The sequence below is a fragment of the Dyadobacter sp. CY323 genome, assembly GCF_021390245.1.
GTDB lineage: Bacteria > Bacteroidota > Bacteroidia > Cytophagales > Spirosomataceae > Dyadobacter.
This window is the reverse complement of record NZ_JAJUXH010000010.1, coordinates 220,653-244,199: the sequence shown is the minus strand read 5'-3', so window position 1 is coordinate 244,199 and position 23,547 is coordinate 220,653. Positions and strand designations below refer to the sequence as shown.

18 protein-coding genes are annotated in these 23,547 nt (G+C 45.8%); 10 read left to right on the top strand and 8 right to left on the bottom strand.

What is annotated here, in order from left to right; all coding sequences use genetic code 11:
* Positions 1-54: 54 nt before the first annotated feature.
* The 7 genes from LZG72_RS16430 to lipB all read right to left on the bottom strand — a co-directional run bounded on the left by LZG72_RS16430 (position 55) and on the right by lipB (position 7,120).
* Entirely contained in the window at positions 55-1,062 is a 1,008-nt protein-coding gene (locus LZG72_RS16430; protein WP_233874727.1) for a phytanoyl-CoA dioxygenase family protein, read from the bottom strand.
* An 84-nt stretch (positions 1,063-1,146) separates the two neighbouring features.
* On the bottom strand, positions 1,147-2,040 hold the full coding sequence (locus LZG72_RS16425; protein ID WP_233874724.1) for a DUF1080 domain-containing protein: 894 nt from the start codon (positions 2,038-2,040) through the stop codon (positions 1,147-1,149).
* Between the two features lie 80 nt (positions 2,041-2,120).
* Complete coding sequence (locus LZG72_RS16420; protein WP_233874709.1) at positions 2,121-2,492, bottom strand: GxxExxY protein; 372 nt, start codon at positions 2,490-2,492, stop codon at positions 2,121-2,123.
* A 55-nt stretch (positions 2,493-2,547) separates the two neighbouring features.
* Positions 2,548-4,917: a ribonuclease R gene (gene rnr / locus LZG72_RS16415; RefSeq protein ID WP_233874706.1), complete on the bottom strand. Its 2,370-nt coding sequence runs from the start codon at positions 4,915-4,917 to the stop codon at positions 2,548-2,550.
* Positions 4,918-4,928: 11 nt separating this feature from the next.
* Positions 4,929-5,708 (bottom strand): 3'-5' exonuclease, encoded by a 780-nt coding sequence (locus LZG72_RS16410; protein WP_233874696.1) that lies wholly within the window; start codon positions 5,706-5,708, stop codon positions 4,929-4,931.
* Positions 5,709-5,981: 273 nt separating this feature from the next.
* On the bottom strand, positions 5,982-6,395 hold the full coding sequence (locus LZG72_RS16405) for a hypothetical protein (protein WP_233874693.1): 414 nt from the start codon (positions 6,393-6,395) through the stop codon (positions 5,982-5,984).
* Positions 6,395-7,120 (bottom strand): lipoyl(octanoyl) transferase LipB, encoded by a 726-nt coding sequence (gene lipB, locus LZG72_RS16400; RefSeq protein WP_233874689.1) that lies wholly within the window; start codon positions 7,118-7,120, stop codon positions 6,395-6,397. The genes LZG72_RS16405 and lipB overlap by 1 nt, the downstream gene beginning before the upstream one ends.
* 160 nt (positions 7,121-7,280) lie before the next feature.
* Between lipB and LZG72_RS16395 the strand changes: the two genes are divergently transcribed.
* The 9 genes from LZG72_RS16395 (at position 7,281) to LZG72_RS16355 (ending at position 19,252) form a co-directional block, all read left to right on the top strand.
* A complete protein-coding gene (locus LZG72_RS16395; RefSeq protein WP_233874687.1) occupies positions 7,281-7,640 on the top strand; it encodes a YraN family protein in 360 nt (119 codons plus the stop codon).
* Between the two features lie 79 nt (positions 7,641-7,719).
* Positions 7,720-8,586 carry a sugar phosphate isomerase/epimerase gene (locus LZG72_RS16390; protein ID WP_233874684.1) on the top strand — a complete coding sequence of 289 codons (867 nt, stop codon included), beginning with the start codon at positions 7,720-7,722 and terminating at the stop codon, positions 8,584-8,586.
* A gap of 1 nt (position 8,587) precedes the next feature.
* Positions 8,588-11,494 carry a PVC-type heme-binding CxxCH protein gene (locus tag LZG72_RS16385; protein WP_233874671.1) on the top strand — a complete coding sequence of 969 codons (2,907 nt, stop codon included), beginning with the start codon at positions 8,588-8,590 and terminating at the stop codon, positions 11,492-11,494.
* A gap of 28 nt (positions 11,495-11,522) precedes the next feature.
* On the top strand, positions 11,523-14,276 hold the full coding sequence (locus LZG72_RS16380; protein WP_233874662.1) for a DUF1553 domain-containing protein: 2,754 nt from the start codon (positions 11,523-11,525) through the stop codon (positions 14,274-14,276).
* A gap of 218 nt (positions 14,277-14,494) precedes the next feature.
* A complete protein-coding gene (locus tag LZG72_RS16375; protein WP_233874655.1) occupies positions 14,495-15,970 on the top strand; it encodes a DUF1501 domain-containing protein in 1,476 nt (491 codons plus the stop codon).
* A 13-nt stretch (positions 15,971-15,983) separates the two neighbouring features.
* Positions 15,984-16,304, top strand: a complete 321-nt coding sequence (locus LZG72_RS16370; RefSeq protein ID WP_233874652.1) for an L-rhamnose mutarotase — start codon at positions 15,984-15,986, stop codon at positions 16,302-16,304.
* A gap of 44 nt (positions 16,305-16,348) precedes the next feature.
* Positions 16,349-17,845: a c-type cytochrome domain-containing protein gene (locus LZG72_RS16365; protein WP_233874649.1), complete on the top strand. Its 1,497-nt coding sequence runs from the start codon at positions 16,349-16,351 to the stop codon at positions 17,843-17,845.
* A gap of 34 nt (positions 17,846-17,879) precedes the next feature.
* Positions 17,880-18,806 (top strand): sugar phosphate isomerase/epimerase, encoded by a 927-nt coding sequence (locus LZG72_RS16360; RefSeq protein WP_233874645.1) that lies wholly within the window; start codon positions 17,880-17,882, stop codon positions 18,804-18,806.
* A gap of 2 nt (positions 18,807-18,808) precedes the next feature.
* Positions 18,809-19,252, top strand: a complete 444-nt coding sequence (locus LZG72_RS16355; protein ID WP_233874642.1) for a barstar family protein — start codon at positions 18,809-18,811, stop codon at positions 19,250-19,252.
* Positions 19,253-19,348: 96 nt separating this feature from the next.
* Here LZG72_RS16355 and pnuC read toward each other — a convergent pair whose 3' ends face one another.
* Positions 19,349-19,966, bottom strand: a complete 618-nt coding sequence (pnuC, locus tag LZG72_RS16350; protein WP_233874639.1) for a nicotinamide riboside transporter PnuC — start codon at positions 19,964-19,966, stop codon at positions 19,349-19,351.
* Positions 19,967-20,160: 194 nt separating this feature from the next.
* Between pnuC and mfd the strand changes: the two genes are divergently transcribed.
* Positions 20,161-23,514 (top strand): transcription-repair coupling factor, encoded by a 3,354-nt coding sequence (gene mfd / locus LZG72_RS16345; RefSeq protein WP_233874636.1) that lies wholly within the window; start codon positions 20,161-20,163, stop codon positions 23,512-23,514.
* Positions 23,515-23,547: the final 33 nt, after the last annotated feature.

Below are 23,547 nucleotides of genomic sequence, written 5' to 3'. Positions count from 1 at the left end.
TAACGTCCATCTTTTTGCAAAAATATAAAAAACGCGGAACGAGCGTCCGAATAGTTATTTCAACACATCTTCAGATTGTGGGAAAATGGGATTATTGTAAATGTAAACGCCATTGTATTCCTGTTTGACCGGTACCTGCGTAACAAAATTGCGATGGTAGGGAAGTGCCTCCAGTGTGGAATAATGGCAGACAAACGATTTGCGTGTCTGGTCGGGATTAGTAATCATGGAACCACCATGAGCCAGCGCAGCATGCCAGATCAGAACGTCGCCTTTCTTGATCAGCAATGTTTCTTTTGGATAATTCAGCTCGGCACTCGTTTTATCGAGATACTCTGCAAATTCAAGCGGCGATTTGGTGGAATCAGGTTTGAATAAAATCCCGGATCCAAAATTGAATTTTGGCATTTTATGAGAGCCAATGTAGTAGTACAAAGGTCCGGAATCGATTTTTATGTCTTCTAATGCAATCCACGCAGCAGCCAGGTGGCTTGGAATTTTGGCGGTAACCCAAGGATAATCCTGGTGAGAGGGCTGCTGGCTGCCATATAAAAATACGAGGCTCTGCATGACCACCACTTTCTGATGGAAAATCGCTTCGAGGAATGAAACAATGTATGGGTGGGTCATCAGTTTTTTGCCGGCGACTGATGAGTTATGGAAATCATTGATCTTCACATACTTACCTTGCAAAGCCCGTTTTGGAAATTCTTTAATATTTCTTTCCTGATTCGGCTTGAATTCATCAAGATCAATGCGGACAGACAAGTCGTATTTTTCAGGATGATGCACAAGTTCCTGGAAATCCCCCCAGAATTTATCGATCATTTCTTCCGAGATGATTTTTTCCAGCACGACATACCCGTTTTGTTCCCAGTTTCTCAGCTTATCGGCCATATCATAAGGAACATCGTAACGTGGCGGATTTTCTTTCAGAAACCCCGTAATGTCCGGATTCGGCTTATCGATCCAGGGGAGCGTGGCTTTGTCAAACTCAGTTAACGGAAAATACTTGTCTTTGATCGTTTCTGCTTTGCGTATCACACGCCCGAGGATGCTCATCAAGTGTAAATGTTTTGTTCGAAAGTTGATTCAAAATAGACTAAAAACTTGAAGACGCAAAAGTCTCCCGGGAGAGCTTAACAATTATTTAGTAAACGTGCAGGTAGCATTGTCGGCAACTTTGTAGTACGATTTATAATTCTTCGCCTTCGGGTTCATACAGCCTTTGAGGTTCAGCAGCTCAATATTCCGGAAGTCGATCGGGTGGCTTTCTGCCTGTAAAGCAATATAGCCGCTTCCTAATGGCGTTCCGTCCTTCTTTTTCCAATCATCTTCACCGCCCACTTTTCCATCTTTAAATGTGTGGTTTTTACCAACATAACCACCACCGATTTTTGGATTTGTAAAAACCAGTACTGTATCTCCTTCGATCAAATGGTAAACGATGGAGTCGCCGAGGACAATTGCTTCGGCAGTGACCCATTGGTCTCCGTTATATGTTTTTGAAGTGGAGTTAATGCAATGGGCTTCTGCAAGTTTTCCGTCAATATCGACGATCGTGCCCGGCGTGCAGAGGTTTCCGGTGTTTCGTTCTCCGGCATTAAGTCCACCAAGGTATTGCATTTCAAGTGAGATCGGGAAGTCCTGATCCAGCCCCAGGCTGGCCGCAGATTGAGAATGGAGCATAATGCCGCTGTTTCTCACATTCCACGAAGCACCGCCGGGTACCTGGTTTCCGGTGAACCGGTACTGCAGACGGATTTTATAATGTGAATACGGCTTGTTGTAATACATATGCCCATATTCCGTGGTAAACCGGTCGTATTCTTTGTAGTTAACACGGATCATGTTGTCCTCGACGATGAATGTGTTCTTATAATTATCATTCACCTTATGCCCGGCAATTTTGATGTCCCAGCCAGTGAGATCCTGGCCATTGAATAACGATTGCCATTCTTCTTTATCAGAGGCTTTTTGGGCGAAAGTTGAGAAGGAGATTAAAGTGAAAAGAATGAGAATGAATTGATTTTTTGGCATGAGCGAATTGATTTTAGCCACGAATACACGAATTGCCACGGATGCATTCGTGATTATTCGTGCATCCGTGGCAACAAAATTTAAAGCACCAACCTCTTATATTCTAACCTGCCACGCCCAAAATTGACCAACAATCCAAGTTTATTCCCCGAAACTTTCAGATAATTAATCGTCTGCGCCGTATGTTCTTCCGTAAGCATCGAAAGGCATTTCAATTCAAGGATTATTTTATCGAACACCACGAAATCCGCATAAAATTTATGGCGTAGCAATACGCCTCTAAAGTAAACCAAATACTCTTTTTCTCGCTCGAAGTAGATCTTATCCAAGCCAAAGAGCAGTTCTAATGCATCTTTATAAACAATCTCGGCGAACCCATGTCCGAGTTCCTTATGCACTTCCATGCATTTGCCAATAATCTGATAAGATTCTTCTTTATAAACCAGCTCCATGTTCAAAGGTTAATTTCCTTTTAGACGGACAACTGCTGATTAGGTCACATTAAAATTATTTCCTCTTTCTCCTAGGCTTCGCAGACGAAGTCGGGCCTGCCGATTTTTTATTTCCTCTCGACGACCGAGGCGGCCTCGATTCGCGGCCCGACGATTTACGATCGCTAGACCTTCCGGAAGAACCGTTGCTGCGCATTGGGGATGGAATCGTGCCGGCAAGGTACAAATCCATACTTCTGCGGGCCAGGTTGGTATCCTTCACTTTTACCTTGACAGTATCACCAAACGTATAAATCTTCTTCGTCCGCTGACCAACGATCCGGTAATTCTCTTTTTCCAGCTCGTAATAATCATCTCCCAAATCCGTCATCCGGATTAACCCTTCTGACGCCGTTGCTGTGATTTCTACAAAAATGCCGAATTCGGTTACCCCGGTAATAATCCCGTCAAATTCCAGGTCTTTGTCCATCATACTCATGAACTCAACTTGTTTGTATTTGATCGATGCCCTTTCGGCTTCTGCTGCAAGGCGCTCTCTTTCAGATGAATGCTTCGAAGCAGCTTCGTACTCTTCGTCATCCACGGATGCTCCGCCATCCAGATAATGTTGCAGCAACCGATGCGCCATTACATCGGGGTAGCGACGAATCGGAGATGTAAAATGCGAATACCGTTTAAATGCAAGACCAAAATGTCCAAGATCTGCCGTACTGTAACGTGCCTTGGCCATTGTCCTCACAGCCAGCGATTCGATCAGATTTTGCTCCGGTCTACCCTCTACTTTGGCGAGCATCGAGTTCATCGACTTGGCGATTTTGTTCTCTTCTTCCAGTTCCAGTTTGAGGCCAAGCTTTGCGATGAAGGTGGCAAACGTTTTTAGCCGGTCCGGATCGGGAGCTTCGTGGACCCGATATACCATGGTATTTTTCACTTCTCCTTTTGAGAGCGAATACACATATTCAGCCACTTGTTTATTGGCAAGAAGCATAAACTCCTCGATCAGCTTATTCGAATCATGCCGTTCCTTTTGATAAATACCGAGTGGTTTTCCATCCGGATCGAGACGAAAACGAACTTCCGGGGTTTCGAAATTGATTGCCCCGTTTTTGAAACGTTCTTTTCTTAGAATTTTTGCGAGTGTGTTCAGGGTATTCAATTCCTGCACATGGTCACCTTCACCCGAATCAAGAACTTGTTGAGCTTCTTCATAACTAAACCGTCTGTCGGAATGGATCACAGTCCGGCCAAACCATTGTTTCGTTACCTTCCCTTTCGGGGTCATTTCGAAAATCGCGGAGAATGCAAGCCGGTCTTCATTCGGACGTAGCGAACAAAGATTGTTAGACAGCTTTTCAGGAAGCATCGGCACAGTCCGGTCTACCAGATACACGGACGTTGCGCGTCTGAATGCTTCTTTTTCAAGTTCTGTTCCGGGGAGTACGTAATGCGAAACGTCTGCGATATGCACGCCGACTTCCACATTTCCGTCATCCAGATATTGTACGGATAATGCATCATCAAAATCTTTTGCATCTACCGGATCAATGGTGAATGTGAGGACATTACGAATGTCGCGTCTTTTTTTAATATCCTTCGCAGCAATCTTATCAGGGATTTTTTGTGCCTCTGCCTCTACGATTTCGGGGAAATGATACGGCAGACCAAATTCGGCCAGGATTGCGTGCATTTCAACATCGTTGTTGCCGGCCTTACCCAGCACAGTAACGATCTTACCTGCGGCCTGGCTTCTCCGGGTTGGCCATTCGGTTACTTTTACGATCACCTTGTCGCCATCTGCGGCTTCGTCGGTTTCGTCGATTTCCAGAAAAATGGGATCAAATAGCTTTTTGTTGTCCGGTTGAACAACCGCGAAACGCTCGTTAATCTCGATGATACCCACAATTTCGGCACTCGAACGCTGAACGATGTCGGTAACCTTTCCCTCGACCCGGTTTTTACCACCATCACGCCCGCCTCTCGATCCGCGGGATCCTTTTGATAATGGCTGAACTGTTACAATATCGCCGTCCCAGGCTCCATTTAAAAAATCAGCCTCTACATAAATGTCATCATCTAATCCTTCGACAATGACAAAACCAAACGATTTGTTGACGCGGTCAACCCGGCCGGTAAGTCCTTTATTTACAGGTTTATCTACGGATGCTGTGTAAGATCCATTATTATAAACCAGCCTCCCGGCTTCTTCCAGCTCATGAAGTATTTCATTAAATAGCTGTCTTACCTTTTTATCCTGCACACCGAAATGATCATGAACATCAAACGTCCGGAACGAATGCTCACTATTCAGATCAAAAAAAGCCGCAATGTCAGCTTTCAGATTATCAATGTAGGAAACGATATCGTGAGGTCCATTTACAGGCCTGCTTTCTTGATTTGTCTTATTTTTATTCTTGTTATCTCTCATTATTCTTTAAATCATTGCGTAGCGCCGATAGCCGATGTCTGACAGCCGACAGCTAGCTCTCTACTCTTAGTTATATTTTCTGCCGCCACTTGTTTGAAGCAGTTCAACCGAAGATAAAGTTGTGCCAGCACAACGACATCCTCCCTGCAATATCGCGAAATTTTGGCCAGATCATTTTCTTCATAATAAACCTTGGTTACCTGGTCCCCGCTCATTTCATTTTTACTTCCCGGCACGTCTAATACCGCAGCAAGCAGATCGAGCGAAGTGTAACTTTTATAATCACCGAATTTCCATAGATCCATGGTATCCTGATGCAAAACTTCCCACGGTTTCTTGCCTGTAATCTGTAAAGCTTTTGGGATTTCAATGCAGTGGACCAACATGCGGCGGCAGAGGAATGGGAAGTCGAATTCTTTGCCATTATGGGCACAAAGTACAAGCTGATCGGCCGGATATTTCTCGATTAATGCTTTAAACTGTAACAATAACTGCACTTCGTCATCGCTGGAGAAGCTGCTCGTTTTAAAGGCCAGCTCATCCTTTTCATTCCAGTAAAATGCACCGAAGGCAATGCAGACTATCTTTCCAAATTCGGAATAAATCGCACCGCGATCATAAAAAAGATCGGCATTACTTACAGATTCATCGCCTTTTTTAAGGATTAATGCTTTTTTGTCCCAAAGCTTCTGCATCCGCTCGGGAAGCTGGTCGTAAGAACCATAAGAAGATACTGTTTCAATGTCTAGAAGAAGGAAATTCTTGGCTTTTCTTTTAAAATCTTCTGTCATAGTGTGGCGTTTGTGGTTGTTTAATGGAATGTTACTGATGGTCAGGGATTGTCATTGGTTGTTTGATATTGTTCGATATGGTTCGGGGTTGTTCGGAATTGTCATTTATAGTCAGTGATTGTTCGGTTGCTCGAAGTGACTTTGCATCTTATTATTGCCGGATATGTCATTGTCATCCCGATATACAATCCCGAACAATCCCGAACAATTCCAAACAAAAAATGACAATCCCTGACCAAAAATGACCACAAATGACAATCATAACGAACGCTCCTATTCATGCAAAACGCCCTTCAATCCCAGCGGTTCGATTGGAATCAGATTCGCTTCCACAATGCTGTCGGGCACGAAGATAAACTTTTTATCGTAGATCTGACTTCCAATGAAATAGCTGACCCAGTATTCATTATACAGGTGAAAAACCTCCGGCATGATCGGCTCGACTACCACGTGTCCTCCCGTTCCGATCTCTGCAAAAAAATGTCTTAATGTTGAAGTTTTCTGTTCCGAATTGTCGCCCGACTCGCTGTTTCCGTAGCCTTTTGAGGTAACAAATACATTGCTGACCGGCTGATCATTTCGATTGATTACAACCACGCTCCATTCTTCATGATCTGCCTCGCTATGGTTTCTGACAATCGCTACCTGTACTCCCGTCACCGGGTGAAATATGATATCCTTTTTCATTATAATGCTTTCTCCATTTCCATCTGAAACAATTCGGTCAGATGGGTTTTTAATTTTAATGATACTTCTTTTAGATCGATCTCGCGTCCCAATTCTTTCGACAGCGATGTAACTGCTTTATCTTCAATACCGCACGGGACAATATTTTCAAAATAGGATAAGTCCGTATTCACATTTAATGCAAATCCGTGCATGGTAACCCACCTGCTGGCTTTTACTCCCAGCGCACATATTTTGCGGGGATTAATTTGCGCCTCAAAATCCAGCCACACCCCTGTTAACCCTTGAATCCTGCCGGCCGCCAAACCATAATCTGCCAGCGTCAGAATGATTGCTTCTTCCAAAGTCCTCATATATAAATGAATATCCGTGAAGAAATTATCCAGGTCTAATATCGGATAGCCCACCAGTTGCCCGGGGCCATGATAGGTAATGTCACCGCCGCGATTGATCCGGTAGTATTTAGCCTCTCTTTGAGTCAAATCTTGGTCAGAAAGCAGCAAATGATCCGGTTTGCCACTTTTACCCAAGGTAAAAACATGCGGATGCTGACAGAAAAACAGAAAATTGGGCGTTGCTACCTTTTCATGGTCAGGCAAAGTCCGGTTTCGGGTTTTAATCGAAAGCGTTTCCGCAAAAACCTTCTCCTGAAAATCCCAGGCCTCCTGATAATCAATGAGGCCCAAATCCCGGAATTGCACTTGTCTGTTTATGAGGGTATTCATTTTAATTTCTTTTCGGGCGAGCCGATACTTTTTGCAAATGTGACGTCTAAAAGAAAGGTAATCATACAATGATTAAAACCTTTGTTACCTACAACGCTATTTGCACGCTGAAATGTTCGTGATAGTGTTTGTAAACGATCGAATGCATTAATCAACACAAATGGCAGCACACAACGATACCGGAAATTGGGGCGAAGCGAAAGCGGCGGAGTTTCTCATTCAAAATGGATTTGAGATCATTGAAAAAAATTTCAGAAGCAGGCATGTAGAAATTGACTTGATCGTCAAAAAAGACAAAATGCTGATTTTTATCGAGGTAAAAACCAGAAGCGGCGTCGCATTTGGAATGCCTGAGGAATTTGTGAATGTGACAAAAGCCAGGAACATCATGCGTGCCGCAGAGAACTACATTTTTGACAAGAACTGGTTTTTTGACGTCAGGTTCGATATCATTTCCATCTTAATTTTTACGAATGGAAAGGTGGAAATCCGACATATCGAAGATGCATTCTGCAGGTAAATCCGCCAAACCCCGCGATAAGTAGAATCCGATGGTTCAGCAATTTAGAAGATAACCTAGTCTTCCTAAATCCATCATCATGAACCAGGAAAACCTTACTCGCCGCACGATGATCAGAAGCAGCGCGCTTTTGCTGGCGGCAGCTTCCAGCGGTGTTTTGTTTGAGGCACCACCCAAAATTCAGCTCGGCGCATGCGACTGGTCGGTAGGGAAAATGCTGAATCCCGAGGCATTTGATCGCGCCAAAGCCATTGGCTTGCAGGGAATTCAGGTGAGTTATAATACCGGCAACGACCACGCCGGACTTTCCATTCCGGCTACATTAAAATCCATTCAGGATGCGTCAGCGCGCACAGGTGTAGAAGTATCCAGCCTCGCGCTGGGTATATTGAACAGCGTACCCTATAAATCGGATCCGAAGACTGAACAATGGGTTTGGAACAGTGTGGATGCAGCCAAAGCATTGGGTGTCAAAGTGATATTGCTTGCGTTCTTCTCCGACGGAGATCTCAGAAATGACGATGCCGGGAAAAAAGTAGTAATCGAAAGATTAAAAAAAGTAGCACCCCATGCTGAAAAGCAAGGAGTAACATTAGGAATTGAGTCCTATCTGACTGCCCGGGAACATCTCGATATCATTCACGCAGTGGGCTCGAAAGCGGTGAAGGTATACTACGATTTTCGCAATGCTGCCGATGCCGGAAACGATGTTTTTAAGGAAGTACCGATGATCGGTAAAGATCTGATCTGCGAGCTGCATATTAAGGAAAATGGCTTCAAATTGGGCGAAGGCACGATGGATTGGCCAAAAATCGCAGGAATGGTGAAAGACATGGATTATCAGGGATGGATGCAGATCGAAGGTGCCACGCCGAAAGGTGCCGACATCATTGAATGCTACCAGCAAAACCGCAAATATCTCGAAGGCCTTTTCTCTTTTAATTAATATGAATTCAGTGACTTTCAGCCAACCCAGAACTGCGGTTTTCTTCGCAGGTACCGCATTCCTGTTTTTTGCCGCATTGCAGTTTGGAAACAAACAGCCATTTATTCCAAAGCAATCTGAAAACCCTGTTGCTATTGCCGACGATTCGTCGCGTTTATATGTTCCCGACGATCTGGCAGCGACACTCTGGGCGGAGGCGCCGATGTTTTACAATCCGACAAATATGGATATCGACGCAAAAGGCCGGGTATGGATCACGGAAGCCGTGAATTACCGCGATTTTAACACAAAACCTGCGGAGCGCCTCAGTCACAGACAAAAAGGCGACCGGGTAATGATCCTGGAAGATAAGGATGGAGACGGAAAAGCGGAATCATCCAAAGTTTTTGTAGAAGATACTTTATTGACTTCCCCATTGGGCATTGCGGTGATTGGCAACAAAACCATCGTTTCCTGTGCCCCAAACCTGATCATTTATACGGATAAAGATGGGGATGATAAACCCGATAGCCGCGAAGTTTTCTTAACCGGTTTTGGAGGTTTTGACCACGATCATTCCCTGCATTCATTGATCGCAGGCCCCGATGGGAAGTATTATTTCAATACCGGAAACGCTGGTCCTCATAAGGTTACGGATAAAAGCGGCTGGACTTTGAGGAGTGGAAGCTTGTACGCGGGCGGTACACCTTATAACAAATCAAATCAGGGAAACCAAAAATCGGACGACGGCAAAGTCTGGGTTGGCGGGCTCGCACTTCGCATTAACCCCGACGGTACCGGGCTGAAAGTACTCGGACATAATTTCAGGAACAGTTATGAAGTTTGTCTTGATAGTTATGGCAATATGTGGCAGAATGACAATGATGATCAGGTGATTACGTGCCGCGTTTCATTTTTGCAGGAAGGTGGGAATGCAGGTTATTTTTCCGCAGATGGAAATCGTTTCTGGCAGGCAGACCGTCGGCCAGGACAAGATATTTTCACTACCCACTGGCACCAGGAAGATCCGGGCGTCATGCCTGCGGGCGACAATACCGGCGCGGGTTCGCCGACCGGGATTGTTTTTTACGAGGGGGATGCATTGGGGAAAAATTATCGCGGAATGCTACTTAGCTGCGAAGCAGGCCGAAATGTGATTTTCGCCTATCAGCCTGTGAAGAAAGGCGCGGGATTTGAACTGGACCGAAAAAACCTGATCAGCTCATTTCCGCAAGCTAATGAACGATATGAATGGTACGAGACGGACAATGATTATCGGAAATGGTTTCGCCCGTCGGATGTGGCAGTCGGGCCGGATGGTGCCATTTACGTTGCCGATTGGTACGATCCGGTTGTGGGGGGCCATGCGATGAAGGATAAAAAAGGCTACGGCCGCATTTACCGCATTACCCCGAAAGGCAAGAAACTGGTCACGCCAAAACTGGATTTATCATCAACTGCCGGACTTATCGAGGCATTGAAAAACCCTGCGATCAATGTCCGTGCATTGGGTTTTGAAGGGCTTAAAAAAAAGGGGGATGCCGTTTTAGGGGACATTAAAAAGCTTCTGACTATTGAAAATCCATTTCATCAGGCACGGGCGATTTGGCTAATGGCGCAGTTGGGAGAGGAAGGGAAAAAGGAAACTGGGAAGTTATTAATGTCTGGAAATGCTTCGCACCGGCTTGCGGCTTTTCGTGCATTGAAAGCGATCGGGGCTACCGATCCGTATTTGTTACAAATGTCAAAAGATCCGGATGTTGCGATCAGGCGGGAAGTGGGCATTGCATTGCGGGATTTGAAGGCGCAGCAATCTTTGCCGGTGATTAAGGAATTGGTAAACCGCTACGATGGCGAAGATCCGTGGATGTTGGAGGCGATTGGTACCGCTGCTTTTGGCAAGGAAAATGAAGTATATGCGTATGTAAATGAGAAATTTCCTGCCGCTCCGGATAAATGGGGAAATGCAAAAGCAAATCTGATATGGCGGCTACATCCTGTTTCGGCCGTTGATGATGTGAAAATGAGGGCATTGTCGGAAAAAGTAGCCATTCCCCAGCGTCGCAAAGCCATCACGGCCATTGGTTTTATAAATGATAAAAAGGCGGTTGATGCAATGACTGTTTTATCCAAATCAACATTGCCTGATGTCGCCGGACAGGCATCGTACTGGCTCAACTTCCGGAAAACCAATGACTGGGCTGACCTCGCCAATTGGGAAGAAACCAATGCGGTGGCCATGACCCCGGCCTACCGGCAAATGCTGGAAATGAAAAAGACGGTGGCCGACAAAAGCCAGAACTTGACTACCCGCATTGATCTGGCTAAAAAAATGGCTGCCGACCCGGACGGAGGGAATATACTGCTCGATATGCGGGTTCAGGGACAATTGCAGGATACCATCGCAAGATCCGTCAGCGAGATCATTTTCAAACATCCCGATCAGAATGTGCGCGTTGTCGCCAGCCAGTTTTTTCCAAGAAACGGGAAGGTGATGAAAACGGATTTTATTGCAAGAATGTCCGCGGTACCTTCTAATGGCGAAAAAATATTTTCAAATACCTGCGCGGCTTGTCATAAACATGGCAAAACGGGTGCGGAAATTGGCCCGGACCTCACAGAGATTCATAAGAAATTCGATAAAACGGCACTTTTAGACGCCATTATTAATCCCTCGGCTGCGATGGTGTTTGGGTATGAAAGCTATACAATCGTCACAAAATCCGGCGAGACGTATTTCGGATTTTTACTGAGCGACGGCGCGAATGTAGTTTTGAAAGATGCCGCCGGCCAGCAACATTCCATTAAAAGTGATCAGATAAAAAGCAGGGAAAAAATGCCATTATCCTTAATGCCGGAGCCTACCGCGCTGAATCTCAACGAACAGGATTTGGCGGATCTTACCGGTTATCTCCTGAATTTTAAGTAAATTAAAACTCCTAAATACTTAATCATTCATGCTTAAAAGGATTGTCATATTAACCGGCATTTTGGGCCTTGCTTTTGGTTTGTGGTCGTGGTGGAAAGGTGGCCGGGATTCAGGGATTGACTATAATAGTCAGGTTAAACCGATCCTGAACAAGCATTGCATGGGTTGCCATGGAGGTGTAAAAAAGGCGGGCGACGTAAGTTTTCTTTTCGAACATGAAATGCTGGAACCCGGGAAGTCCGGTAAAATCCCGGTTGTCCGCGGCGATGCAGATGCGAGTGAAATGATGAGGCGCATTCTCAGTCACGATCCGGAAGAAAGGATGCCGAAAAAAGGTACCCCGCTGAACGATGATGAGGTGGATATTCTTCGCAAATGGATCAATGAAGGTGCAGAATGGGAAACGCATTGGTCTTACAAACGCGTCGAAAGGCCGGATGTTCCTTCTTTAAATAACATTGGTAATCTTTTTGGGCTGCTGAATACAGGTGACAAAAAATGGGCGAAGAATGAAATAGATCATTTTGTTCTGGATAAAATAAAGGACAAAGGTCTAAAAGTATCGCCCGAAGCAGACCGCGCTACATTAATCAGGCGGGTAAGCCTCGACCTCACCGGACTTCCACCTACCGAAAAGGAGGTCGCCGATTTTACAAATGACAAATCAGAAAATGCATACGAGAAAGTCGTTGACCGGCTGCTGAAATCTCCATCTTATGGCGAACGGTGGACATCGATGTGGATGGATCTAGCGAGATATGCAGATACCAAAGGTTACGAAAGTGACGGCGGCCGCACCATGTGGCGTTATCGTGATTATGTCGTGAAGTCGTTCAATGACGACAAACCTTTCGACCAATTTACAATTGAGCAGCTTGCCGGTGATTTGCTCTCGAAAGACAAAGATGGATTTCCAAAGGAGGAAAATATCATTGCGACTGGTTTTCACCGCAATACGATGACGAATAATGAAGGTGGAACGGACGACGAAGAGTTTCGTACTGCTGCATTGATCGACCGCGTGAACACAACCTGGGAAGTTTGGCAGGGTACTACATTTGGCTGCATTCAATGCCACAGCCATCCATATGACCCCATTCCGCACGAAGATTATTACAAATACATGGCGTTTTTCAACAATGCCAGGGATGAAGATGTGTGGGATGAGTGGCCAAAGTTGCGGTTTTATAAAGGAGAAGATTCGGCCCGGGTTGAGAAAGTGAAAGACTGGATCAGGCAAAATGATCCGAAGCAATTACCGGAAGTGACGCAGTTTATGAAGGTCATGGAGCCCAAAATCAATGCGCATAATTTTGTAAAAGGCGACCAATCTACGGTACTGCTGATTTCCTATTATGGGGTAAAAAACAAAGGAAATGCTCGGATTTCGCAGGTCAATCTCTCAGGCGCGGATAATGTGGTAATGAATGTGTCGACTAAGGCTGAGAATGCGGTTTTAACTTTGCATTTGGATAAGCTGGATGGTCCCGTTATTTCTGAAATCAAAATTCCGATGCGCGATTCTGTCATTATCGCACCCATTATTAAGACGTCCGGAAAGCACGACATATATCTTTCATTGAGCAGTCCCAAGGCTCCCGAAGAATGGGTCCGCATTACGTGGATGTCCTTTCAAAAAGCATTACCCGGAGCAGGGAAGCCGGATTACGACAAAATCGTTTCCGACTACGCAACCATTCTCACTCGCCCAGCCGAGGCTATGCCGGTGGTGTGGGAAGGAAAAGGTGATTTTGCAAGAAAAACGAATGTTTTCGTAAGAGGCAACTGGATGGTGAAAGGCGCCGAAGTAAAACCCGATGTACCCAAATTGTTGGCGCCACTACCGGCTAATCAGCAAAAAGACAGGCTAGCCCTGGCGAAATGGATCGTGAACCGGGATAATGCATTGACTGGCAGGGTTGTAGTGAACCGTTTCTGGGAGCAGCTTTTTGGAAAAGGGATTGTGGAAACGGTCGAAGATTTCGGGTCGCAGGGTAGTGAACCTACGCATCCTGAGTTACTGGATTGGTTGGCAGTAAAGTTCATGGAGGACGATCATTGGAGCGTGAAAAAGCTTTTAAAAACCATTACCATGTCCGCAACTTACCGCCAGGCTTCGAAAACGGATAAAGACAAACTTGAAAAAGACCCCTATAACATCTGGATATCCCGTGGCCCAAGGGTGAGGCTCAGTGCGGAACAGGTTCGCGATCAGGCATTGGCTTGTAGCGGATTGATTTCCAATAAAATGTATGGCCCGGGCGTAATGCCGCCACAGCCGGACAAGATCTGGCAGTCGCCATATAGTGGCGAAAAGTGGGTTTTAAGTGAGGGAGAAGACAGATATCGACGCGGAGTTTACACGTACTGGAAACGTACCGCACCTTATCCTTCAATGGTTACATTCGATGCGCCGAGCCGGGAGTTTTGTCAATCCAGGAGGATTTTGACCAACACACCTTTGCAGGCATTGGTTACATTGAATGATCCGGTGTACCTGGAAGCAGCGGAAAAGTTGGCGGCGAAAATGCAGAAAAGGGGTAAAACACCCGAGCAACAGCTGACCGAAGGGTATCGAATGCTGACATTCCAGCCCATTGAGCAAAAGAATTTAAATGTATTAGTGAAAGTCTATAAAGAGGCGCTCACTGCTTACAAAAAAAGGCCAGTGGATGCAGACAGCATTCTCGTATATGGAAAAGAGCGATCGCCCGAGCTGGCCGCATTAACAATATCAGCCAATGTAATGCTCAATCTGGACAATGTTGTGACAAAAGAATAATTTGAAAATTTCATTATAAATCTTTCTCAATCAGGAATCCCCGGCCTGAAGGCCGGGGCAAATGATTTTTAGCTATTAGTGATTTCGATTGCCCGGAGGCAGCAAAGCCAAAAGTGTGACAACACTTTCAATTGTCCCGGGCTTAAGCCCGGGGATAAAAAGAGAAAGAGAAAGAGAGAAAAAGATAATCATTAGCCTGGGATTTTAGTCAAAGAAATATGGAAAAGCTACTAAAAGAACTTCAACATGCGGATTTGCAGCGCCAGACCAGGCGGCATTTCCTGCAATCGGCCGGATTTGGATTGGGGGCGCTTGGGCTGGGATCTCTTTTGGGCTCGTGCAGTTCATCTTCTGCGGAATCCGTCGGGGCCTCTGATGCAGCAAATGCCCGCATTCCTCAGTTTTTACCAAAAGCCAAACGGGTGATTTACATTCACATGGCCGGCGCTCCGTCACAACTGGAATTGTTTGATTACAAGCCTGAACTTCTGAAATACCATGGACAGGATTGTCCGGCGGAGTTTTTGGAAGGTAAAAAATTTGCATTCATTCAGGGTGTTCCGAAAATGCTCGGACCGCAGAGTAAGTTTGCCCAGTATGGACAATCCGGTGCCTGGATGTCTGACTATGTGCCTTATCTGCAAACTGTGGCGGACGAAATCACTTTTCTGAAAGCCATGCATACCGATCAGTTCAACCACGCGCCTGCGCAGTTGCTGATGCATACGGGAAGTGCGAGACTGGGACGTCCGAGTTTGGGAGCATGGTCTGTTTATGGATTAGGATCGGAGAATCAGAATCTGCCCGGGTTTATAGTACTCGCTTCCGGCGGCCAGCAGCCCGATGCCGGGAAAAGTGTTTATGGGAGTGGTTTTTTACCGTCTGTATATCAGGGAGTTCAATGCAGGACAGGTGGCGATCCGGTGTTGTATGTGAGCGATCCGAATGGAATGAACCGTGATATGCGCAAGCAAACCATCGATGCCATCAATGAAATCAACCGGCAGACTTACGAGGAGGTGCAGGATCCGGAAATCCTGACCCGCATTAGTCAGTACGAAATGGCTTTCCGGATGCAAATGTCGGTGCCGGAAGTGATGGATGTTTCGAAGGAGCCGCAGTTTATTTTGGATATGTATGGGGTTAAACCAGGCGAAGGTACGTTTGCCATGAACTGCCTTTTAGCGCGGAAACTGGTTGAAAATGACGTGCGTTTTGTGCAGCTTTTCGACTGGGGCTGGGATGGTCATGGTACCTCGAAGGATCACAATGTAGAAGGTGGTTTGCGCAAGAAATGCCGTGAATCGGATCAGCCGGTTGCTGCGTTGATCAAAGACCTTAAAATGCGCGGATTGTTGGAAGAAACCCTGATTATCTGGGGAGCGGAATTTGGAAGAACGCCGATGCAGGAAAACCGGAATGGGTTGGTAATGCCATTTATGGGCCGCGACCACCATTTGGATGCATTCACGATGTGGATGGCCGGCGGAGGAGTGAAACAAGGGTATTCTCACGGAGAAACTGATGAGTTGGGTTATTATGGGGTAAAAAACCGGGTTCATGTGCATGATTTGCAGGCAACGATCCTGCATTTAATGGGTTTCAATCATGAAAAATTTACCTATCCATTCCAGGGAAGAAACTTCCGGCTGACTGATACCGAAGGAAAAGTAGTTAAAGAAATAGTTGCGTAATCATTGATTTTAAATGGATAACAATTTTGTGAAGGCATTCCGGATGCAACTAAAACCGGGTTTTGAGACAGAATATCAAAAGCGTCACGACGAAATCTGGCCGGAGCTTTCCGAACTACTTATTAATGCCGGGATAAAGGAGTATTATATTTTTCTTGACCCGGTAAGTCTTGCACTTTTTGCATTTCAAAAACTTGGTGAAGGTGAAACAACTTCGACCTTGTCCGGCCTGCCGATCATGAAAAAATGGTGGGACCATATGGCGGACATCATGGAAGTAAATGAGGATAACTCCCCCAAAGCAATCAGCTGCCGCGAGGTTTTCAGGTTATAGAAGATGCTACCTATTCGATTTTAGATTAAACCCTGATCATCAGAATGTTTTATACCCTTCTTCAGGCATCTTCCTGGACCATTTTTATTGGCAGGTTCCACCCGGCACTGGTGCATTTTCCAATCGGCTTTCTATTGCTTGCGGCTTTGCTGGAAATCGGGCGGCGGACTGGTAAAGTCCCGGTGCAGGAAAGTACCATCCGGTTTATCCTGTTTGTGTCTGCGGTAGGCGCTACGATTGCCTGCATTTGCGGGTATCTTTTATCTCTGGGTGGAGGTTATGATATCGAATTGTTGGATAACCACATGTGGCAGGGCATCGGTGTCGCTGTTTTCGCCTGGATTGCGTGGTTGATCAAATCGGAGCGTTTGGGGGCGAAAATTCCGTTTAGCTCGGTCATTTATCTCCCCGCATTTTTACTGGCGACAGTACTTACTTTAACCGCGGGTCACGATGGTGGCTCACTGACGCACGGGCAGGGATACCTCACACAATATACACCGGAACCGTTCCGCGGACTGGCTGGAATGCCTCCCATTCAGGAGAAAGCGGACGAAATTAAGCCAATCGCCAATGTGCAGCAGGCATTGGTTTACGATGACATTGTGCAGCCGATTTTGCAGGCGCGATGCGCGCAATGCCACAATGCAAACAAGCAAAAAGGGGATTTGCGGGTAGATCAGCTTGCATTACTATTAAAAGGCGGCGAAGGCGGACCCGCTTTACTTCCGGGTAAAGGTTCCGAAAGTGACCTGATCAAACGGTGCCTGCTCGACGAAAGTGACGACGACCATATGCCTCCGAAAGGCAAACCGCAGTTAACCCCAGACCAGATCACATTACTTTCGTGGTGGATCGACCAGGGTGCGCCGGCTGATAAAAAAGTTTCGGAACTGAAAACGAATGAGGCCGTAACGCCTGCATTGGCTTCTTTGAGCAAAGGTGCCGCTCCCGGCAAACCGGTCAAACAGGAATCGGCCATCGCAAATGTGAAGGTAGAGCCAGCGAGCGAGCAGGCAATTGCATCATTGAGGAAAGCTGGGCTCATTGTGAATACGTTATCTCAGGATCAGAATCTCATTGAAGTGAGTGCGGTGAATGCGCCGAATTTTGACGATAAGCAAATGGAGTTACTCAAACCGGTTTCAACACAGATTGCGTGGCTCAAACTGGGGGATACCAAAATTACCGACGCGGCTCTGGAACAGATCGCAAAATTCCCTAACCTCAATAAGCTGCATTTGGAACATACTGGTATTTCAGATAAGGGTGTACATGCATTAAAAGGCGTCAAACTCCTGGAATATCTGAATGTAGTAGACACAAAAGTGGGGGACGAAGGATTGAGAGGAATCGCAGGCATTAAAGGATTAAGATCTGTGTACGTTTGGCAATCGGCCGTAACGGATAGCGCGGTAAGTCAGGTAAGCAGGCAAAATCCTGGTTTGTCGGTGGTTAATGGATTTACTGAGGCTGCGGTGGCGGCGTTTTTAAAAGCCGGAGATACTACTGCGATCAAACCGGAAACCAAAAAGCTTTAATAAGTAATCAACATCAAGAGTTACCAGATACGAAATGGATCGGCGGAATTTTATGAATACTGCTCTCGCGACGGCGGGTGTTTTAACGGGTTTTGAAACATTTGCTGATGCGAATGCAGCACCTGTGCAGTTTGCAGACAAATTGTCTTTGAAGGTGTTGGGAACAAACTGGGGCTTTGTGGGAAATACCGATGCCTTTTGCGCAGCTCTGAAAAAGGAAGGTTATGATGGCATGGAAATCTGGTGGCAGGGCAACCCGGAAAAGCGAAATGAATTACTGGCTGCTTTGAAAAAGTATGACCTGGAAGTCGGGTTTTTGTGTGGCTCCGCCGCCCCGGATTATGCAGCACATCTGGACGGGTTTAAGAAACAGATCAATGCCGCGACCACCGAATTTCCGATGAAACCGTTGTATGTGAATTGTCATAGCGGGCGGGATTATTTTACTTATGAGCAAAACAAGGCTTTTATAGATCATACTTCCGAAGTTTCGGCTAAAACCGGCATTCCGATTTACCACGAAACACATCGCGGGAGAATGCTTTTTGCCGCTCACATTACAAGAAATTTTATCGAAAAAAATCCTCAGCTGCGACTTACCTTAGACATTTCGCATTGGTGCAATGTGCACGAAACTTTGCTCGCTGACCAGCAGGAAACGGTGAAATTGGCATTATCGAGAGTCGGGCACATTCATTCACGGATTGGCCACGAGGAAGGTCCGCAGGTGAACGATCCGCGAGCGCCGGAATGGGAAGCGGCGGTAAAGGCGCATCTGGCCTGGTGGGATGAAGTAGTCGCGCACAAAGTCAAAAGTGGTGAAACATTGACGGTATTAACCGAATTCGGGCCGCCCAACTATTTGCCGACGGTACCATTCACGCACCAGCCTCTCGCCGACCAATGGGCGATTAATGTGCACATGATGCATTTATTAAGAAAGCGTTATATCAAATCATAGCTATGAAAATCGCACATTTCCTGATTGCGGCAGACGGATCAGATATCAAGAAAAATTTCCCAAATGCATTCATTGCCTGGGTGGACGGGAAAAAAACGGCAACCATCAAGGAATTCTATGATGAGATTCCGAATGCTATGCATTTCGAGGAGGAGCCTGTCAAAAATTTGGAAGTGTTTGATGCAGTACTGAATGATCTTCAATGGATCGAGGAAGAGCAGGTTATTGTTTACATTAGTAACTCTGCCGAATGGCTTTCCAAAGAAAAATCAGAAGAAAAAATACTGGCTATTATCGACGTGCTCGACGCGACGGCTGAAGACTGGAAATGGGTGGAAGACGACGAGGATATCGTTAGAAAAGATCTCAAAATCGTTTTTCAGGACTCCGCACGCATCAAATCACTGCTCGAAAGTCAGGAGATTCCGTTTGCAAATCTTGGGTGAAGGAGGAGATTTGTCATTTGTAGTCATTGATAGTCATTAGGTCATTTGTAGTTTTTTTATTTAAACAACAAGTGACAATTAATGACCCAATGACTCCTAATAACCCCTAGCGACATTTCCCACATCCCTTTTCCACCGCAGGTACCCAATCACGGCGAGTAAGGTGAATACGGCGTATAAAATGGCGGTTAAATGCAGGGATTTGTAAAAATACATGGCTGCGTAGCAAGCGTCGGCGACGATCCAGATGATCCAGTTTTCGAGATACTTCCGTGCCAGCATCCATTGGCCGATCAGGCTGGCGATTGTTAATGCGGAATCAGCGTATGATAAGCTGGCGTCCGTAAAACGATTTAGCAGAAATCCCCACAGAATCGTTACGGTGATAAAAATGAACCCAAAAATGGGGTATAATTTCAAAGGTGTACTGGTAACGCGGATACCATCGTGATTTTGTCCGCCAAATTTCCACATCCACCAGCCGTAAATGCTTGTTACGAAATAATAACCCTGCAATCCCATATCGGCATAAAGCCTTACCTGCCAGAAAACCGCAGCATATAAAATAGCATTAAGGATCCCGACAAACCATGCCCATACATTCTGGCGCGTGTTGAGATAAACATAGCCCGCGCCGGTTATGAAACCCAGAATTTCTAACGGTGAACTGGTAAATGCGCCAAAAGTGAGGGTTTTGTTCAGCCAGTCGATCATGAATTAATGAAATCGTAATTTGTAAAACTAAATGATTAACCGGATTTCAGGCCTATTTTTGCAGCAGGAAAACAAAAGTCTCAAAACTGTTGTTATCTTTTTTTTGCCGGTCGGGAAATTTTCCCGGAACGGCTTTTTGCGTTTACATTCACTACGGGGCTGCCGATGGATCAGCCCATTTACTTTTGAATTAATTGGAAGTTAAAGACTTATTGACACTATACGGAGGCGACAGTTACCTTGACTTGCTCGTCTCCCAAATTGCCTCCAAAAATGCCGAGGCGGAACATATTCAGATTAAAGGATTGGTTGGAAGCCTGGATGCAGTCATCACTGCATCCATTCAACAGCGCAAAAAAGGTCCGGCATTATATATTTTGAGCGATCGCGAGGAAGCGGCTTATTTCCAGAATGATTTTCAAAATCTGCTCGGAAAAACGGAAGTTCTGTTTTACCCGACTTCCTACAAACGTCCCTATCACTACGAAGAAGTCGATAATGCGAACGTTTTGATGCGCGGGGAGATCCTGAACAAGCTTAATGTGGGCCGCTCGACGCCGATTCAGCTTGTGACGTATCCGGAAGCATTATTTGAGAAGGTTATTAACAAAAGATCACTCAAGGCCAACACGTTTTCTGTAAAAGTGGGGGAGAAACTGGATCCGGCATTTCTCTCGGAATTTCTTGGGAACTACGGGTTTGAGATCACTGACTTCGTTTTCGAGGCAGGACAGTTTTCCATTCGCGGGGGAATAGTGGACGTTTTCTCGTTTGCAAACGAGCATCCTTTTCGTATCGAATTGTTTGGAGATGAAGTTGAAAGTATCCGCTCTTTTGATCCGGATACGCAGCTTTCCATAGAATCGGCGAAGCAAATCAACATTGTCCCGAATATCCAGCAGAAGCTTTCCCAGGAAACGCGGGAATCGTTTCTGAACTTTCTTCCGTCGGATACAACCATCTGGTTTAAAGATGTGGAACTGACATTGGAAGTGATTGAAAACTGTTTTGAACGGGCCGAAAAAGCATTGCAGGAAGTGACAAGTGGCGGCATTCAGATCGTGTCGAACCCGCAGGACCTGTTTGAAACGAGACGAGGGTTTTTGAACCAGGTGAAGCAGTTTAAAACAGTGGAGTTTGGTAAAAAATCCTATTTCAAAACGGAGGTTAAGCTTCCGTATTCTTCCAAACCGCAGCCTTCATTTAATAAGGATTTCAAACGATTGTTGGACGATCTGTCTGAGAATCAATCAAAAGGATATGTAAATATCATTGCGTCCGAGCAACCCAAGCAGCTCGACCGATTGGAACGCATTTTCGAAGACCTCGATCCTTTTGTGAAGTTCCGGCCGATGCATATTTCGTTGCGGGAAGGTTTTGTGGATGACAATGTGAAGGTTGCCTGCTACACGGATCACCAGATTTTTGCCCGTTTTTACAAATACAGGCTGAAAGAAAAGTTTACTAAATCCAAAGCCATCACGCTAAAAGAGCTCAAAACCTTGCAGCCGGGTGACTTTGTAACGCACGTCGATTACGGCATCGGACGATTTGCAGGTTTGGAACGGAAGGATGTGAATGGGAAAGAGCAGGAAGCAATCCGGTTGATTTACCGCGACAATGATTTGTTGTATGTGAGTGTGCACAACCTTCATAAAATCGCCAAGTATACGGGCAAGGAAGGGACGCCACCGGCCATGAGCAAGCTCGGTTCCGGCGATTGGGATGCTAAGAAATCGAAGGTTAAGAAGCAGCTTAAAGACATTGCTCACGAGCTCATCGCACTTTATGCGCAACGCCGCCAGGCACCCGGTTTCCCATTTTCACCGGACAATTACATGCAAGCAGAGCTGGAATCTTCTTTCATATATGAGGATACTCCCGATCAGGCGACAGCGACGAGCAATGTGAAAGACGATATGGAAAAGCCAAACCCAATGGACAGACTGGTTTGCGGCGATGTAGGTTTTGGTAAAACAGAAATTGCGATCCGGGCGGCATTTAAAGCGGTTTGTGACAGTAAACAAGTGGCAGTACTTGTTCCTACCACCATTCTTGCAATGCAGCATTTCAAAACGTTCAGCGAACGACTTGCCGATTTTCCTGTAAAAGTGGGTTATATCAACCGTTTCAAATCGACAAAGGATATTAAGGAAACGTTGAAGGAAGCGGAGGAAGGCAAAGTGGATATTTTAATAGGTACCCATCGGATTCTGAATAAAGATGTGAAATTCAAAGACCTGGGTTTGCTGGTGATCGATGAGGAACAAAAATTTGGCGTAAAAGCGAAGGACCGGTTGAAGGAAATGCGGGTGAATGTGGATGTTCTTACATTGACTGCGACGCCGATTCCAAGAACCTTGCATTTCTCATTAATGGGCGCACGTGACCTTTCGGTTATCGCGACACCACCGCCAAACCGCCAGCCGGTCACTACCGAAGTTCATACATTCAGTGAAGAATTTATCCGCGACGCGATCAGCTTTGAAGTTCAGCGCGGCGGGCAGGTTTTCTTTGTGCATAACCGGGTGAATGACATCGAGTCGATTGCCAATATCATTTTGAGACTTGTTCCGGATGTGCGGATCGGCGTCGCCCACGGACAAATGGAAGGTGATAAGCTGGAAAAGGTAATGGTCAGTTTCATTGAGGGAGAATATGACGTGCTGGTTTCCACCAACATCATTGAGTCGGGAATTGACATTGCGAATGCGAATACCATTATTATCAATTCAGCGCACATGTTCGGGTTATCTGATCTGCACCAGATGCGGGGCAGGGTCGGCCGTTCGAACCGGAAGGCATTCTGTTATCTTTTGACACCATCCGCATCGACTCTGGCTAGTGATTCGCGGAAACGTTTACAGACGCTGGAAGAGTTTTCGGAGCTTGGCGATGGCTTTAAGGTAGCGATGCGGGATTTGGATATCCGTGGTGCGGGTAATTTGCTCGGGGCAGAACAAAGTGGTTTTGTGAATGATCTGGGATATGAGTTGTATCACAAAATGCTCGATGAGGCAGTTCAGGAGTTGAAAAATAATGAGTTTAAAGACCTGTTTTCATCTGCATTGGGACTCCCTGCCAAGCTGGTTCCCGACACGCAGATCGAGACCGATTTCGCGACTTTGATTCCGGACAATTATGTTAAAAATATTTCGGAAAGACTGTCGTTATATACCCGCCTTGACAATATCGAGACGGAGGAAGAACTGGCGAAATTTGAAAAGGAAATTCTGGACCGTTTCGGGCCGGTTCCTTCTGAGGTTCAGGATTTATTGAAAACGGTTCGTTTGCGCTGGGAAGCAGAGATTTTGCACTTCGAAAAACTAACTTTGAAGAGCAATACAATGAAAGGATACTTCGTTACTTCGCAGAATGACGAATTTTTCCAGTCAGCCAAGTTCGGACAGGTCATTGATTACATCAAAAAACACCCGAAACAGATCTCATTTAAAGACCAAAAGGGGAAACTGATACTGATCTGTGAAGATGTCCGGAATATTGATGAGGCGAGAAATATTTTACGAGAGATGTCGGGCTCAAATTGACCAGCTAATCGATTTTAATATTATTTTACATTC

Coding starts and splice junctions, on each gene's coding strand:
- LZG72_RS16365 (WP_233874649.1), top strand. CDS start 16,349: ATGTTTTATACCCTTCTTCAGGCATCTTCCTGGACCATTTTTATTGGC.
- LZG72_RS16390 (WP_233874684.1), top strand. CDS start 7,720: ATGAACCAGGAAAACCTTACTCGCCGCACGATGATCAGAAGCAGCGCG.
- LZG72_RS16370 (WP_233874652.1), top strand. CDS start 15,984: ATGGATAACAATTTTGTGAAGGCATTCCGGATGCAACTAAAACCGGGT.
- LZG72_RS16375 (WP_233874655.1), top strand. CDS start 14,495: ATGGAAAAGCTACTAAAAGAACTTCAACATGCGGATTTGCAGCGCCAG.
- LZG72_RS16425 (WP_233874724.1), bottom strand. CDS start 2,040: ATGCCAAAAAATCAATTCATTCTCATTCTTTTCACTTTAATCTCCTTC.
- LZG72_RS16410 (WP_233874696.1), bottom strand. CDS start 5,708: ATGACAGAAGATTTTAAAAGAAAAGCCAAGAATTTCCTTCTTCTAGAC.
- LZG72_RS16380 (WP_233874662.1), top strand. CDS start 11,523: ATGCTTAAAAGGATTGTCATATTAACCGGCATTTTGGGCCTTGCTTTT.
- pnuC (WP_233874639.1), bottom strand. CDS start 19,966: ATGATCGACTGGCTGAACAAAACCCTCACTTTTGGCGCATTTACCAGT.
- lipB (WP_233874689.1), bottom strand. CDS start 7,120: ATGAATACCCTCATAAACAGACAAGTGCAATTCCGGGATTTGGGCCTC.
- LZG72_RS16430 (WP_233874727.1), bottom strand. CDS start 1,062: ATGAGCATCCTCGGGCGTGTGATACGCAAAGCAGAAACGATCAAAGAC.
- LZG72_RS16420 (WP_233874709.1), bottom strand. CDS start 2,492: ATGGAGCTGGTTTATAAAGAAGAATCTTATCAGATTATTGGCAAATGC.
- LZG72_RS16395 (WP_233874687.1), top strand. CDS start 7,281: ATGGCAGCACACAACGATACCGGAAATTGGGGCGAAGCGAAAGCGGCG.
- LZG72_RS16405 (WP_233874693.1), bottom strand. CDS start 6,395: ATGAAAAAGGATATCATATTTCACCCGGTGACGGGAGTACAGGTAGCG.
- LZG72_RS16385 (WP_233874671.1), top strand. CDS start 8,588: ATGAATTCAGTGACTTTCAGCCAACCCAGAACTGCGGTTTTCTTCGCA.
- rnr (WP_233874706.1), bottom strand. CDS start 4,917: ATGAGAGATAACAAGAATAAAAATAAGACAAATCAAGAAAGCAGGCCT.
- LZG72_RS16355 (WP_233874642.1), top strand. CDS start 18,809: ATGAAAATCGCACATTTCCTGATTGCGGCAGACGGATCAGATATCAAG.
- LZG72_RS16360 (WP_233874645.1), top strand. CDS start 17,880: ATGGATCGGCGGAATTTTATGAATACTGCTCTCGCGACGGCGGGTGTT.